The organism is Pseudomonas japonica, from assembly GCF_900188455.1.
Taxonomy (GTDB): Bacteria; Pseudomonadota; Gammaproteobacteria; order Pseudomonadales; family Pseudomonadaceae; genus Aquipseudomonas; species Aquipseudomonas japonica.
Genome location: NZ_FZOL01000005.1, coordinates 60,876 through 74,919 on the forward strand (window position 1 = coordinate 60,876; position 14,044 = coordinate 74,919).

The 14,044-nt window shown below is 66.4% G+C and carries 10 protein-coding genes; 5 read left to right on the top strand and 5 right to left on the bottom strand.

The window, feature by feature from the left end; genetic code table 11:
- Complete coding sequence (gene cra, locus CHB99_RS08090; protein ID WP_042120924.1) at nucleotides 1-996, bottom strand: catabolite repressor/activator; 996 nt, start codon at nucleotides 994-996, stop codon at nucleotides 1-3.
- Nucleotides 997-1,285: 289 nt separating this feature from the next.
- On the opposite strand from cra, the gene ptsP reads away from it, so the two are divergent.
- The 3 genes from ptsP to CHB99_RS08105 are packed head-to-tail and all read left to right on the top strand — an operon-like array spanning nucleotide 1,286 to nucleotide 6,821.
- The gene (gene ptsP / locus CHB99_RS08095) at nucleotides 1,286-4,144 is read left to right on the top strand and encodes a phosphoenolpyruvate--protein phosphotransferase (protein ID WP_042120923.1); all 2,859 of its coding nucleotides are present in this window, start codon (nucleotides 1,286-1,288) and stop codon (nucleotides 4,142-4,144) included.
- Nucleotides 4,144-5,100: a 1-phosphofructokinase gene (gene pfkB, locus CHB99_RS08100; RefSeq protein WP_042120922.1), complete on the top strand. Its 957-nt coding sequence runs from the start codon at nucleotides 4,144-4,146 to the stop codon at nucleotides 5,098-5,100. The genes ptsP and pfkB overlap by 1 nt, the downstream gene beginning before the upstream one ends.
- Complete coding sequence (locus CHB99_RS08105) at nucleotides 5,097-6,821, top strand: PTS fructose-like transporter subunit IIB (protein ID WP_042120921.1); 1,725 nt, start codon at nucleotides 5,097-5,099, stop codon at nucleotides 6,819-6,821. The genes pfkB and CHB99_RS08105 overlap by 4 nt, the downstream gene beginning before the upstream one ends.
- A 151-nt stretch (nucleotides 6,822-6,972) precedes the next feature.
- Here CHB99_RS08105 and CHB99_RS08110 read toward each other — a convergent pair whose 3' ends face one another.
- Together CHB99_RS08110 and CHB99_RS08115 are read right to left on the bottom strand one after the other, a co-directional pair.
- On the bottom strand, nucleotides 6,973-8,169 hold the full coding sequence (locus tag CHB99_RS08110; RefSeq protein WP_084702463.1) for an aminotransferase class V-fold PLP-dependent enzyme: 1,197 nt from the start codon (nucleotides 8,167-8,169) through the stop codon (nucleotides 6,973-6,975).
- 16 nt (nucleotides 8,170-8,185) lie between these two features.
- Nucleotides 8,186-8,416 carry a DUF3820 family protein gene (locus CHB99_RS08115; RefSeq protein ID WP_042120920.1) on the bottom strand — a complete coding sequence of 77 codons (231 nt, stop codon included), beginning with the start codon at nucleotides 8,414-8,416 and terminating at the stop codon, nucleotides 8,186-8,188.
- A 226-nt stretch (nucleotides 8,417-8,642) separates the two neighbouring features.
- On the opposite strand from CHB99_RS08115, the gene CHB99_RS08120 reads away from it, so the two are divergent.
- Together CHB99_RS08120 and CHB99_RS08125 are read left to right on the top strand one after the other, a co-directional pair.
- The gene (locus CHB99_RS08120; RefSeq protein WP_042120919.1) at nucleotides 8,643-9,113 is read left to right on the top strand and encodes a ferritin-like domain-containing protein; all 471 of its coding nucleotides are present in this window, start codon (nucleotides 8,643-8,645) and stop codon (nucleotides 9,111-9,113) included.
- 227 nt (nucleotides 9,114-9,340) lie between these two features.
- Entirely contained in the window at nucleotides 9,341-10,621 is a 1,281-nt protein-coding gene (locus tag CHB99_RS08125) for a hypothetical protein (RefSeq protein WP_141137271.1), read from the top strand.
- Between the two features lie 9 nt (nucleotides 10,622-10,630).
- On the opposite strand, the gene CHB99_RS08130 is transcribed toward CHB99_RS08125, so the two are convergent.
- Both CHB99_RS08130 and CHB99_RS08135 read right to left on the bottom strand, forming a co-directional pair.
- Entirely contained in the window at nucleotides 10,631-12,145 is a 1,515-nt protein-coding gene (locus CHB99_RS08130) for a GGDEF domain-containing protein (RefSeq protein ID WP_042120917.1), read from the bottom strand.
- A gap of 367 nt (nucleotides 12,146-12,512) precedes the next feature.
- Entirely contained in the window at nucleotides 12,513-13,850 is a 1,338-nt protein-coding gene (locus tag CHB99_RS08135) for an OprD family porin (RefSeq protein ID WP_042120916.1), read from the bottom strand.
- Nucleotides 13,851-14,044: the final 194 nt, after the last annotated feature.

Consider the following 14,044-nt stretch of genomic DNA (forward strand, 5'->3'; position numbering starts at 1 on the left):
TCAGCCCTTGAAGATCCGCTGCTTGAAGGTTCGCGCCACGGCATGGATGCCCGGCTGGTAGTGCTTTTGCTCCACGGCGGCGAGGGCCAGTTCCAGCGCGGTTTCGGCGATCAGGCCGTGCTGCTGGGCCATGGCGTTGACCGGCAGCGGCAGGAAGTCGAGCAACTGGGTGTCGCCGAAGGTGCCCAGGTGCAGGGCGCGTGAATCCGCCGGGCGGGTGGAGAGCGCGTCGAACACGCCTTGCAGCAGGACGTAGGAGGTGGTCACCAGGGCATCCGGCAGGCCGCCCTGTTCGGCCAGCAGTTCGCTCATCAGCTGGCGTCCGCATTCGCGACTGAACGCCTCGCCCTGGTACTGGCTGACCTTGCCGGTGAACGCGTGCAGGGCCTGGTCGAAGCCGCTGGCGCGAGCCTGGCTGACGCTGAGTTCGGGGCGGGCGCCGATCAGGGCGATATTCGCGGGCTTCAGGGCCAGCAGGCTGCGGGTCAGCTCCAGGCTGGCCGGCTGGTCGTCGCTGATCACCGAGCAGAAGGCTTTCGGGTCCATGCTGCGGTCGATGGCGATGATCGGCAGGCCCTTGGCCTGCAGTTCGCGGTAGCTGTCATCGCTCGGCGGCAGGCAACTGGCGACGAACAGCGCATCGCAGCGCCGCGCGCGGAACAGCTGCTGCAGTTGCCGCTCGCTGTCCGGCTGGTCGTCGCTGCTGGCGATCAGCAATTGATAGCCGCGCGCCCGCGCGCCTTGTTCGAGCTGCTTGGCGATGCGCGCGTAGCTGGGGTTTTCCAGGTCGGGAAGAATGAAACCGAGGGTCCGGGTGTGCCGGCTGCGCAGACCGGCCGCTTGCGGATTGGGGGTGAAGCCATGGGCTTCGACCACAGCGCGGACACGCTCCACAGTCGCATTGCTGATGCGTTGCTGTTCGGCCTTGCCGTTGATGACGTAGCTGGCGGTGGTCACGGAGACACCGGCCAGACGGGCTATATCGCTGAGTTTCACCAGATTTTCCTTGTTATATGCCGGGGCGGGCGCGAAGCCTGACCGGTCATTGTCGCCGATCCTGTGCCATTGGCGCAGACGACCATTGTCGCAATTGTCCGACACTAAAGGGCTTCTTTGTTCGCAGGTTATCGAGTAACGTGCACATCATTTGTAGATTAAACGTTTCAGCAAGCCATTTTCCTGCCGCACGATCGGCTTGCCAAGGGATCGGACAAGTACTGGCCCTATGCTTGTAACCACACAACAATACCTCGGCGCCGCCCTGGCGTTGCAAAAGGAGAGGACGATGCTCGAATTCACCACGGCGCAGATTGCCATGGGTCAGGTGGCTGTGGACAAAGCCGCGGCCCTCGACCTGCTGGCGGCGCGACTGGTCGCGGATGGCCTGGTGGCCGAGGGTTACCTCGCGGGCCTGCAGGCCCGCGAGGCGCAGGGCTCGACGTTTCTCGGCCAAGGCATTGCCATTCCCCACGGCACCCCGCAGACCCGCGACCAGGTGTTCGCCACCGGGGTGCGCCTGATGCAGTTTCCCGCCGGGGTGGACTGGGGCGACGGGCAGATCGTGCACCTGGCGATCGTCATCGCCGCCCGTTCCGACGAACACCTGAGCCTGCTCCAGCAACTGACCCGGGCCCTTGGCGAAGGCGATCTGGCCGAGGCCTTGAGCCGCGCCGAGAGTGCCGAGGCGGTCGTGCAACTGTTGCAGGGCGCGCCACGGGAGATGCTGCTGGAGGAGCGGACGATCGGCATCGGCGTATCCGCCGATGACTTCGACGACCTGCTGTGGCAGGGCGCGCGCCTGCTGCGCCGCGCCGAGTGCGTGGACAACGGCTTCGCCGCGCACTTGCAGCAGGCCCAGCCGCTGCCGCTGGGCGACGGCCTGTGGCTGCTGTCCAGCGACCAGGCGGTGCGTCAGCCGGGGCTGGCCTTCGTCACCCCGCAACAGCCGCTGCGCCATCTCGGCCAGGCGCTCGACGGCCTGCTCTGCCTGGCCGCCCAGGGCGATGCGCAGCAGGCCCTGCTGGATCGCCTGTGCACCCTGCTGATCGAAGGCCGCGGCCTGGAACTGCTGCGCGCTGGTACGGTGCAGGGCGTGCTGGCGCTGCTGGGCGGCGCGGTGCCGGACGACTGGCCCAGCGCCCGCATCGCACTGGCCAATCCCCACGGTCTGCATGCGCGGCCGGCGAAGGTCCTGGCGCAGTTGGCCAAGCAGTTCGCTGGTGAAGTCCGTGTCCGTCTGGCGGATGCTGGCGCCGCACCGGTGTCGGCGAAGAGCCTGAGCAAACTGCTCGGCCTCGGTGCGCGGCGCGGCCAGGTGCTGGAGTTCAGCGTCGAGCCGGGGTTCGCCGAGGCACTGCCGGTGCTGCTGAAAGCGGTGGAAGAGGGCCTGGGCGAAGAAGTCGAGGCGCTGGCACCGCTCGCGCCGTTGCCGCTGGTGCCGGACGCAGCGGACAGCGCCCCGCTGGCGCCGGTCGCGGGCTCGGTCATCAAGGGCGTGGCCGCCGCTCCCGGCATCGCCAGCGGTCCGGCCCATGTGCAGTTGTTGCAGCACTTCGACTACCCGTTGCGCGGCGAATCGCCGGCGCTGGAACGCCAGCGTCTGGACGCGGCCCTGGCGCGGGTACGCGACGATATCGACGAACTGATCCAGCGCAGCGACGTCAACGCGATCCGCGAGATCTTCATCACCCACCAGGAAATGCTCGCCGACCCAGGCCTGGCCGAGGAAGTCGAACGACGCCTGCGCCAGGGCGAAAGCGCGGCGGCGGCCTGGCTGGCGGTGATCGACAGCGCGGCGCGCCAGCAGGAGTCGTTGCAGGACGCCCTGCTCGCCGAGCGCGCCGCCGACCTGCGCGATGTCGGCCGCCGCGTGCTGATGCAACTCTGCGGCCTCAGCGAAACGCCGGAGCCGAAGCAACCCTACGTGCTGGTGATGGCGGAAGTCGGGCCGTCCGACGTGGCCCGTCTCGATCCGGCGCGGGTCGCCGGGATTCTTACCGCCCGTGGTGGTGCCACCGCGCATAGCGCCATCGTCGCCCGGGCGCTGGGGATCCCGGCGGTGGTCGGCGCCGGTGAGGGCGTGCTGCTGCTGGCGTCGGGCACGGCGCTGCTGCTGGACGGCCAGCGCGGTTGCGCCACCGTCGATCCGGCCAGCGACCAACTGGAAAAGGCCCTGGCCGAACGCGAGCTGCGCGCGCAGCGCCAGCGCGCCGCCGATGCCCGACGCCTGGAGCCGGCGGTCACCCGCGACGGCCATGCCGTCGAGGTGTGCGCCAACATCGGCGAAAGCGCCGGGATCGAGGCGGTGGTGGCGCAGGGCGCGGAAGGCGTCGGCCTGCTGCGTACCGAGCTGATTTTCATGGCCCATCCGCAACTGCCGGACGAGGCCACCCAGGAAGCCGAGTACCGCCGGGTGCTCGACGGCCTCGACGGGCGCCCGCTGGTGGTGCGCACCCTCGATGTCGGTGGCGACAAGCCGTTGCCGTACTGGCCGATCGCCAAGGAGGAAAACCCCTTCCTCGGCGTACGCGGCATTCGCCTGACCCTGCAGCGGCCGAAGGTCATGGAAAGCCAGTTGCGCGCCCTGCTGCGCGCTGCTGGCGACAGGCCGCTGCGGATCATGTTCCCGATGGTCGGCCAGGTCGAGGAATGGCGCGAGGCGCGGCGCATGGTGGACCGGCTGCTGGAGGAAATCCCGGTGGCCGACCTGCAGGTCGGGATCATGATCGAGGTACCCTCGGCGGCCCTGCTGGCGCCGGTCCTGGCGGCGGAGGTGGACTTCTTCAGTGTCGGCACCAACGACCTGACCCAGTACACCCTGGCCATCGACCGTGGTCACCCGAGCCTCTCGGCCCAGGCCGACGGCCTGCACCCGGCGGTGCTGAACCTGATCGACATGACCGTGCGCGCGGCCCATGCCCATGGCAAGTGGGTCGGCGTGTGCGGTGAGCTGGCCGCCGATGCGCAGGCGGTGCCGCTGCTGGTCGGGCTGGATGTGGATGAATTGAGCGTGGCGGCGCGCGGCATTGCCGAAGTCAAGGCACAGGTGCGCGCGCTGAGTATTGAACAGGCCCGGACACTGGCGCGACAGGCGCTGGCCCTGGGCAGTGCCGGCGAGGTGCGGGCACTGGTGGAGATGCACTGATGGCGAAGATCCTGACCTTGACCCTCAACCCGGCGCTGGACGTCACCGTGAGCCTCGACGCGCTGCGTCCCGGCGCGGTCAATCGTGCCTCGGCGCAGCACAGCCATGCCGCCGGCAAGGGCCTCAACGTGGCCCAGGTGCTGGCCGATCTGGGGCACCAGCTGAGCGTCAGCGGGTTCCTGGGTGTGGATAACCTTGCGCCGTTCGAGGCGCTGATCAGCCAGCGCGGTTTCGTCGACGGCTTCATCCGCGTGCCCGGCGAGACCCGCAGCAATATCAAGCTGGTCGAGGCCGGTGGCCAGGTCACCGATATCAACGGCCCCGGGCCGCAGGTGGACGAGGCGGCGCGGGACGCGCTGCTGCAGCGTCTGGACCAGCTCGCACCGGGGCATGACGCCGTGGTGGTGGCGGGCAGCCTGCCGCGCGGGATCACCCCGCAATGGCTGGAACAGTTGCTCCTGCGCCTGAGCGGCATGGGCTTGAAAGTCGCCTTCGACAGCAGCGGCGCGGCCCTGAATGCCGGGCTGCGCGCCACGCCGTGGCTGATCAAGCCCAATACCGAGGAACTGGGCGAGGCGGTCGGCCAGCCGTTGCCGGGCCTGGCCCAGCAGCGTGAGGCCGCGCAACGCCTGCTCGATCAGGGCATCGCCCATGTGGTGGTGTCCCAGGGCGAGCAGGGGGTTAACTGGTTCAACCGCGATGGCCTGCTGCAAGGCGTGCCGCCGCGGGTGACGGTCGCCAGCACCGTGGGTGCCGGCGACTCGCTGCTGGCCGGCATGCTGCACGGTCTGCTGGCGGCGGAACCGGCATCGCAGACCCTGCGCCGCGCCACCGCGATTGCCGCTCAGGCGGTCAGCCAGATCGGTTTCGGCATCAACGACCGCGCGCAACTGGCGCGCCTGGAAACCGAGGTCGTTATCCACAACCCCGACGCAGAACAAGAGGGTGTCCAATGAAACTCGCGATCATCACCGCCTGCCCCAACGGCCAGGTGTCCAGCGTGGTCAGCGCGCGCCTGCTGGATGCCGCCGCGCAGCGCCTGGGCTGGAGCACCTGTGTCGAGGTGCACGACCCGGCGCGCCCCGAGCGACAGTTGTCGGCGGCGGCCATTGCCGATGCCGACTGGGTGCTGGTGGTCAGCAGCGGCCCGCTGGCCTTGCAGCGCTTTGCTGGCAAGCGCCTGTTCCAGAGCACCCCGGCCCAGGCGCTGGGAGATGTGGATAACTTTCTGCGCGAGGCGGCGCAGCAGGCGACGCTGCAGCGGCCGGATACCGTGGCCGCGGCACCCGAGCCGGGCCGGCGGATCGTCGCCGTCACCGCCTGCCCGACCGGCGTCGCGCACACCTTCATGGCCGCCGAGGCCCTGCAGCAGGCGGCGCAGCAGATGGGCCTGCAACTGAGCGTGGAAACCCAGGGTTCGGTGGGCGCGCGCAACCCGCTGAGCGCGGCGGCCATCGCCGAGGCCGACGTGGTGCTGCTGGCCGCCGATATCGAGGTGCCCACCGAGCGTTTTGCCGGCAAGCGCATCTATCGCTGCGGCACCGGCGTGGCGCTCAAGCAGGCCAGGGCCACCCTGACCAGGGCGCTGGCCGAAGCCCGCGAGGAAAGCCCGTCCGCCGCCGGCCAGGCGCCCGCCGCGCGCAGCGAGAAGGCCGGGGTGTACAAGCACCTGCTCACCGGCGTGTCGTTCATGCTGCCGATGGTGGTGGCTGGCGGTCTGCTGATCGCCTTGTCCTTCGTCTTCGGCATCGAGGCGTTCAAGGAGCCGGGGACGCTGCCGGCGGCGCTGATGCAGATCGGCGGCGAGGCGGCGTTCAAGCTGATGGTGCCGCTGCTGGCGGGTTATATCGCCTGGTCCATCGCCGACCGGCCGGGGCTGGCGCCGGGGATGATCGGCGGGTTGCTGGCGAGCACCCTGGGCGCGGGGTTCATCGGCGGCATCATCGCCGGCTTTCTCGCCGGCTACAGTGCCAAGGCCATCAGCCGCTGGCTGAGGTTGCCGACCAGCCTGGAGGCGTTGAAGCCGATCCTGCTGATTCCGCTGTTCGCCAGCCTGTTCACCGGGCTGGTGATGATCTACGTGGTGGGCCAGCCGGTGGCCGGGTTGCTCGCCGGGCTGACGCAGTTCCTCGACAGCATGGGCACGACCAACGCCATCCTGCTGGGCATCGTCCTTGGCGCGATGATGTGCGTCGACCTCGGCGGTCCGGTGAACAAGGCGGCTTACGCGTTTTCCGTGGGGCTGCTGGCGTCGCAGAGCTATGCGCCGATGGCCGCGACCATGGCCGCGGGGATGGTGCCGCCGATCGGCCTGGGCATCGCCAGCTTCCTGGCCCGGCGCAAGTTCGCCCAGAGCGAGCGCGAGGCCGGCAAGGCGGCGTTGGTGCTGGGGCTGTGCTTCATCTCCGAAGGCGCGATTCCGTTCGCGGCCAAGGACCCGCTGCGGGTGATCCCGGCCAGCATCGCCGGCGGCGCGCTGACCGGGGCGCTGTCGATGTATTTCGGCTGCAAGCTGATGGCACCGCATGGCGGGCTGTTCGTCATGCTGATCCCGAATGCGATCAACCATGCCTTGCTGTACCTGCTGGCGATCGTCGCGGGGAGCCTGTTGACCGGGGTGGTCTATGCCCTGGTGAAGAAGAGCGAGGTGGTGGAGCTGGCGGTGCAGACATCGTAGGAGCGTGGCTTGCCCGCGAAGGACCGCGCAGCGGTCCCGGTTCCCGATTTGCAGTCGGGAGAACACCATTGGCCTGTCTGTAGATCAGGAACCGGGACCGCTACGCGGTCCTTTCGCGGGCAAGCCACGCTCCTACGGGGAGGAGGGCGCGTCAGGCCAGTTGTTCCAGGGCCTTGACCAGCAACCCCACCTCCTGCGGCGTCGTCACGAACCCCGGTGTCACCCGGATGCACGGCCCGCATGCCGAGCCGTCGCGGGCCACGGTGAACAGGTTGTGTTCCTTGAGCAAGCGCCCGGCCATGGCCACCTGGTCGGCATGCCGGGTAAAGCGGAACGAGGTGATCCCGCAATACAGGCGTGGATCATCCGGGGTCAGCACCTCGATCCCGTCGATTTCCCGGGCAGGTGCGACCCACAAATCGCGCAGGTAATTCAGCCGCGCGCCCTTCGCCAGCGATCCACCCATGGCCCGGTGCTCCTCGATCACCGTGGGCAAGGTCAGCCAGGCCGGGATATTCGGCGTGCCATAGGGCGCCCGCGAGCGGATGTCGTCCTGTGGATAACGGACCTCGCCCATGTCCGCGTCCACCGCGTCGAGCTTGTCCGGGGCGATGTAGATCACCCCCAGGCTCAACGGCGCGCCGATCCACTTCTGCAGGTTGAACCCCGCCAGACCGATGCCGAGCTTTTCCAGGTCGCAGTCGATCTGGCCCAGGGCATGGGCGCCGTCGAGCACCACTTCCACGCCATGCTCGCGGGCACAGCGGGCGATGGCCTCCACCGGCATCACCAGACCGGTGCGGTGGTTGACCCAGGTCAGCGCCATCAGGCGGATGCGCGGGTTGCGCGCGAAGGTGTCGCGGTAGCTTTCCACGATGTTCTCGAAGGTCGCCGGGTGCGGCAGGCTCAGGGTCACCAGCTTGAGTCCGCGCGTGCGTGCCAGCCAGCCCATGGCGTTCTGCACGCTGTCGTATTCCAGGTCGCTGACCAGCAGCTCGTCGCCCGCCTGCAGGCGGTTGTAGTTGCGCAGGATCGACTGCAGCGCGCCGGAAGCGCTGTGGGTGATGGCCACGGATTGCGGCGCCACGCCGATCAGCCCGGCCACGGCATCGCGGACCTCGACGCTGCCGATCTGTTCGAAGTGCTGGCGCACCGGCAGCGAGTTCAGGCGGTTGATGGCATCGATATGCTGGTGATAGGCGCTGGTGACGGCCCGGGTCATGCGCCCGAAATAACCGTGTTCCAGGTTGATCGGGCCGGGTTCGACGTCGTACTGCGCGGCGACGCGCTGCCAGTAGCCCTCATCGCGGGCCAGGAGGAAGGTCTGGGACGAAGGCAACTGAGTCATGCGGAATCTCGCTTTTTCAGGGACGGGGGCGGGGATGTTTCTTGCGCAGCGGTTCGAGCAGGTCCGACAGACCGTTGTGGTCGACCTCGTGCATCAGCGCCAGCAGGCCGCCCAGCTCACCCTTGGGAAAGCCCTGGCGGGCGAACCAGTTGAGGTAGTGGCCAGGCAGGTCGGCGATCAGGCGGCCCTTGTACTTGCCATAGGGCATTTCACGGGTGACCAGCAGTTCGAGGGCTTCGGGATTCATGAGGTGGACAGCATGAGGTGGACAGGTGGGAAAAGGCTGACGAATGGCAAGGACGATACAGGCAATCTGCATGAAGGCCAAAGGACAGTTCATGCAGAAAGCGGGCATACAGTTTTCGATATTTTTTGTAGGTATCTGATAAATAAAGGTTTTTCAATATCTGTCGAGATGGCATGAAGCCTGCGACGAGTCATGCCACATCCCTCATGCAAAAAGGAGCTGTGTCATGACCGATACCAACAAAGAAGTCGTTTCCGTACTCAATGACCTCATCGAATTCAGCAAGGACGGTGAAAAGGGCTTCGCCACGTGCGCCGAGGACGTCAAGCGCACCGACCTGAAGACCTTCTTCCTGCAGCGCTCCGGCGACTGCGCCGGTGCCGCCGCCGAGTTGCAGCAGCATGTGCGCAGCCTGGGCGGCGATCCGGAAACCTCCACCAGCCTCAGCGGTGACCTGCACCGGCGCTGGGTCGACCTCAAGGCCATGGTCACCGGCAAGGACGACGAAGCCGTGCTCAACGAGGCCGAGCGCGGCGAGGACCATGCCCTCAAGGCGTACAGGGAAGCCCTGGAGAAACTGGCCAAGGTCGCCCCGGCGTCGGCGTCCTACAGCCTGGTCGAGCGCCAGTACCATGGCGTACAGCGCAACCATGATCAGGTGAAAGTGCTGCGCAACAGCGCTCGCGCCCACTCGTAAACGCACTTTCGCCGGCTCCGCCACTCTCGGATGGCGGAGTCGGTGAAACGCTTTTCGCGCATAGCGTTATTTCTGTGAAAGGTATTCCCCAGCGAAGCGCGGTGATGTCACTCTGATGTCTCAGCGGTGCATCGGTGTACCGCGCCTGATGAGTGAGTCTCATGGCGAACAAAGGATATAACGGGGTACTTTCCCTCAGTCCGAAGGACGTCGGACAAAAGATGGCGATGGGGATCGCAGAATATTTCGCCAAGGATGCCTGGGGCAGCCTGATGGGTCGCGAAAGCGACAAGATCCTCGACAGGATTCGCCAACTGGAGCAGCAGCTCCAGTCGATCCGTGACGATATCAGCCGGCTCTCGATGCAGGTCACCAGCTTTCAGCTGGATGTGAAGATCTCCGACCTCGATTTCCACGCGACGGAGGTTACCTCGATCTACGAGCGGTACCAGTCCCGCCTGGACAACTACATCACCGCGGTGTCGCTCCAGAATGCGGATTTGATGGAGGGGCACAAGAAGGAACTCGACAAGCTGGGGGAGGAGATCGACAAGCATGTCTACAACCACCTGAACCAGATCCACCGTTTGCTGATTACCGCGGGAGCCGACAGCTTCGGGGTATTCCAGCTTCTGAACAGCAAGTACCAGGGGCGGGATATCTTTACCCGCTTCTATATCCTGCAGTCACTGCTCAGCCATTACTTCTGCGTGCAGATGCAGGGCATCACGCTCCTCAGTCTCGCCGGGCGGGAAGCCGGGGTTTCGTCCTACCTGGACGACGTCAGGAAGATCGACGCCAATATCAAGGACCAGATCAGCCGGGCCGCACGCTGCCTTCCCGATCAGGCGATGAACTTCATCACCCTCATGCTGCGGCCGGCCAACCAGGCCGAGTGGATGCCGCCAGTTCCGCCATCGATGGGTCAGGTAACGCCACCGGTGCCGGTCGAGCCGGAACCCCTGGTCCCGGAACCGGGCCATGCGCATTTTGTCGGTGAGCAGATCAAGACGGTGGTCAGCACCAGTCTCATGTCCATCGCGATGCTGGCGTGGAAAAAGCCTGTCTACTTGCACTTGCATCAAGGTTTCGAGTCCCAGGGCTATTACAGCAACGACTCCGAAAGGCGCTGGAACATCGCGCCAGCCGAGGACCTGGGTCGACCACCCAGCGATCAGCCCTACCTGTTCAACCTGATCTACATGGAGCGTCCGGAGATGCCCCTGGTGCTTGCGCTTACCGTGTCCAAGTTCGGCACCGTGCCGGTGCCACTGGCGGGCGATGCTTCGGCACGCAACCACCGCTGGGCGATCTACGCCAACACAGGGGGGGCCCTGTGGTTCGAATACCATGGCAACAGTTCAGGGGGGCGGTTCGAGGGCAACCGTCTGATCGCTCGCCCGGAAGACAGCATCGCGTCCTACCACGCACCGGCATCGCAGAAGGTCGATGGCTGCGAGGCGTTCAGGCTCAACGATTATGGGCGTCAGATCGTTACCTATGCCTGATGCTACGGGTCAGGCCGGCAATGCGGCCTCGACCCGGTTGCGTCCATCACGCTTGGCCCGGTACAGCGCTTCGTCGGCGCGGGCCATCAGGTCGCTCAGACTCTGCGCGCTGCCCGGCGCGTAGACGCCGATACCCACGCTGACGCTCACCGAGCGCTCGTCCTTGCCATACGGCGGCAGGGCCTCGACGCTCTGGCGGATGCGTTCGGCCAGGGTCAGGGCGCCGGGCAGGTCGGTGTCGGGCAGCACCGCGACGAACTCCTCGCCGCCATAGCGCGCCGCCAGATCGGTGGGGCGCAGCAGGCTGTCGGCGATGGCATCGGCGACCTGGCGCAAGGCCTCGTCGCCACCCTGGTGGCCATGGCGTTCGTTGAAGCCGCGGAAGTGGTCGACATCGATCATCAATACCGCGATCGGCCGCTGGGTGCGCTGGGCTCGGGCCCATTCGCGGCGCAATACCTGGTCCAGCTGGCGGCGATTGGGCAGACCGGTGAGGCTGTCGGTGGCGGCCAGTTCGGCCAGGCTGCGCTCGGCACTTTGCCGGCGCTGCAGCTCGCGGCCGAGCATCAGGGTCAGCCAGAGGATGCCGATGCACAGCACCGCGGTGGCCGCGCTGACCAGTATCGCTGTGCGTTTCCAGGCGCTGTAGACCTCGTCCACCGACTGGGTCACCACCAGCACCAGCGGCAGGTTTTCGACCCGGGCGAAGGTGTACAGGCGCATCCGTCCGTCATGCCCGGACGGGCCGCTGAAGCTGCCGCTGCCTTCGGCCATCAGGCGCTGGAAGTTGGGGCGCTTGGCGAAGCTGACGCCGATCCGATCGTTGCTCGGCACGCTGGTGCCGGAGGCATGCCGGGCGAGCAACTGGCCGTCGGTGTTCATCAGGTTGATGCTGCTGTCGTGGCCGACATCCAGACGCTTGAACATGTCGTTGAAGTGCGACAGGCGCAGGGCACCACCGGCGACCCCGGCGAAATTGCCGTCGGCGTCGTCGATGCGCCGGCTGAAGCTGATGCACCAGTCCAGATCGCCGAGACGCGCCTTGAAGGGCGGGCTGATGACCATGCCCAGGTCGGGGTTGCGCCGGTGCTCCTGGAAGATCGCGTTGTCGGCGAAGTTGGCCGTGCGCGGCGGGGTGCTGGCGGAGTCGGCGACCACGTTGCCGTCGCGGTCGAGCCAGAGGATGTCGCCGCGCACCGGGCTGCTGAAGGCCTGGTTGAACAGCACCTGCTGGCGCATGTGGGCGGGGATGCCCAGCAGTTCCGGGTGTTGCACGGCCCAGATCAGGCTTTGCAGGGACAGGTCGTAGAGCTCGACATTGCGGATGATGTCGGTCTCGATGAGCTTGACGATATTGCGTGCCGAGCGGACCGCGGTCTGTTCCACGTTCATCCGTTCGCGCATCAGCAGGAACGTGACGATGGAAATGATCGCCACCACGGCCAGGCAACTGCCCAGATTCAGGATCAGTTCCGGATGCCTGCGGCACAGGCTGGGGCGCGGGGGCGGGGAGTGCGCGTTCATGGTCGCGAAGGTGCCTGGGCGTCGGTTGGGCCGGAAAATGGGTAAAACCCTCCGCCGGCGACAGGACGGGCTGTTCCGGGGGCGGTTCTGGTGATGGAAATCCATTACGGCCGCGAGCGAGGGGCCCGAGCGGCGGCGGGTATTCTAGGTGGGGGCGGATTGTAGGACAAGATGTGTCTGCGAGGGGCGGATGTGCGGTAGGCCCGAATCGCTTGATGTGCCGCTGGCTTGTTGGCGTGGCTTGTCGTGTGACGAACCACCGCGAAAGGACCGCGCAGCGGTCCCAGACCTCAGCGCTATCGGGGACCGCTGCGCGGTCCTTTCGCGGGCAAGCCACGCTCCTACGAGAGCGGGGTTCAGCTTCGATTTAGAAGACGTTCAGCGGATACTCGACGATCACCCGGTACTCATCGACATCGTTGTCCACCGCCGAATACCCCTGGCTACCCCGATGGGCGGCCCAGCGCAGGCGCACGGTGAGGTCCTTGAGCTGGCTGTCCTGGAAGGTGTAGGCCAGGTCGACATCCCGCTCCCAGTGCCGGGCGTCGTCGCCCTCGGCGCTGTACCAGTGGCCATAGCCGCTGCTGTTCGGATCGACCTTGCTCAGGTCCAGCTCGCCCCGCGAGTACGACACCGCGGTGGTCAGCCCCGGCAGGCCGACGCCGGTGAAGTCGTAGGCGTACTTGAGCTTCCACGAACGCTCGTTGGGACCGTTGAAGTCCGAGTAGATCTGCGAGTTGTCCAGATAGATGCTGTCGCCCTGGTTGATGTAGTCGAACGGCGTGTTGCCGTTGACCCGCTGGTACACCGCGGTCAGCGAGTGGAAGCCGACGTTGACCGCGAAGTGCAGGCTGTAGGTGTTGTTGTCGATGGACCCGAGCAGGCGCTCGCCGGTGTCCTGGGTGTGGTAGTAGTGCAGGCCCGGGTTGAGGCTGACCAGGTCGTTGAGCTGCCAGGTGTAGTCGAGGTCGAAGTAGTACTGCTTCCAGATGTCCTTCAGCTCGGCGGCGTACAGATTGCTGCTCAGCCCCTCGACCGGCGTCCAGGCCGCGCCGGCCCAGTTCAGGTGGCGGCTGTCGCGGTCGTCGGCGAGCCGGCCATAGAAGGTGTCGATACGGCGGTGGCCACTCTGGTTGTAGGGCTTGGTGAAGCTGGCCTGGCCTGCTTCGAGCATCAGGTGCTCGACGCTGGTGTTGCTCAGGCTCACGCCGCGGAGGGTCTGCGGCAGCATGCGGCTCTCGCCGCCGGCGATCACCGGGTTGCTGAGGAACAGGTCACCGGCGCGCAGCACGGTGTTGAAGGCACGCAGCTTGACCGCCGCCCCGGCGCTGGAAAACTGGTCCGGGGCCTTGCCGTAGTCGTAGCCGGCCTTGCCCGGGCTGTTGATCGGCAGAATGCTGGAGCCCGCGGTGCCGCCACCGCCATCCAGTTTCAGGCCGAGCATGGCGTAGGCGTCGAGACCGACGCCGACCGTGCCCTGGGTGAACCCCGATTCGAACCTGCCGATGAAGCCCTGGCCCCATTCGCGGTTGTCGCGCACGTCGGGCAGCAGCTGGTTGCGGTTCAGGTAGTAGTTGCGCGCGAGGATGTCGAGACTGGCGCCGTCGATGAAACCTTCGGTTTTTTCGTCTTCCGCCTGGGCGTGAAACGGCATCGTTGCAGCCATTGCAACGAAAAGCGGGGTGAAACGGATCGTGAATGTCACCGTGATGAACTCCTTGAGGTGCTGTTGGCGGCAGTTTCAATACTGCGAACGGGTATTTTTCTTGTAGGGGGCCGGCCGTATTCCGGTACTTTTCACCAGGCAAAAAAAAGCCGCTGACGAGCAGCGGCTTTCAAAGACAATCGCGCCAGGGGAAAAGTCACCCGTGCGCAGGTCGAGGGAAAAACAGGAGCGGG

Excerpts from the sequence above, each read along its gene's own strand:
- ptsP (WP_042120923.1), top strand. The coding sequence starts at position 1,286 with ATGCTCGAATTCACCACGGCGCAGATTGCCATGGGTCAGGTGGCTGTG.
- pfkB (WP_042120922.1), top strand. The coding sequence starts at position 4,144 with ATGGCGAAGATCCTGACCTTGACCCTCAACCCGGCGCTGGACGTCACC.
- CHB99_RS08105 (WP_042120921.1), top strand. The coding sequence starts at position 5,097 with ATGAAACTCGCGATCATCACCGCCTGCCCCAACGGCCAGGTGTCCAGC.
- CHB99_RS08110 (WP_084702463.1), bottom strand. The coding sequence starts at position 8,169 with ATGACTCAGTTGCCTTCGTCCCAGACCTTCCTCCTGGCCCGCGATGAG.
- CHB99_RS08115 (WP_042120920.1), bottom strand. The coding sequence starts at position 8,416 with ATGAATCCCGAAGCCCTCGAACTGCTGGTCACCCGTGAAATGCCCTAT.
- CHB99_RS08120 (WP_042120919.1), top strand. The coding sequence starts at position 8,643 with ATGACCGATACCAACAAAGAAGTCGTTTCCGTACTCAATGACCTCATC.
- CHB99_RS08125 (WP_141137271.1), top strand. The coding sequence starts at position 9,341 with ATGGGGATCGCAGAATATTTCGCCAAGGATGCCTGGGGCAGCCTGATG.
- CHB99_RS08130 (WP_042120917.1), bottom strand. The coding sequence starts at position 12,145 with ATGAACGCGCACTCCCCGCCCCCGCGCCCCAGCCTGTGCCGCAGGCAT.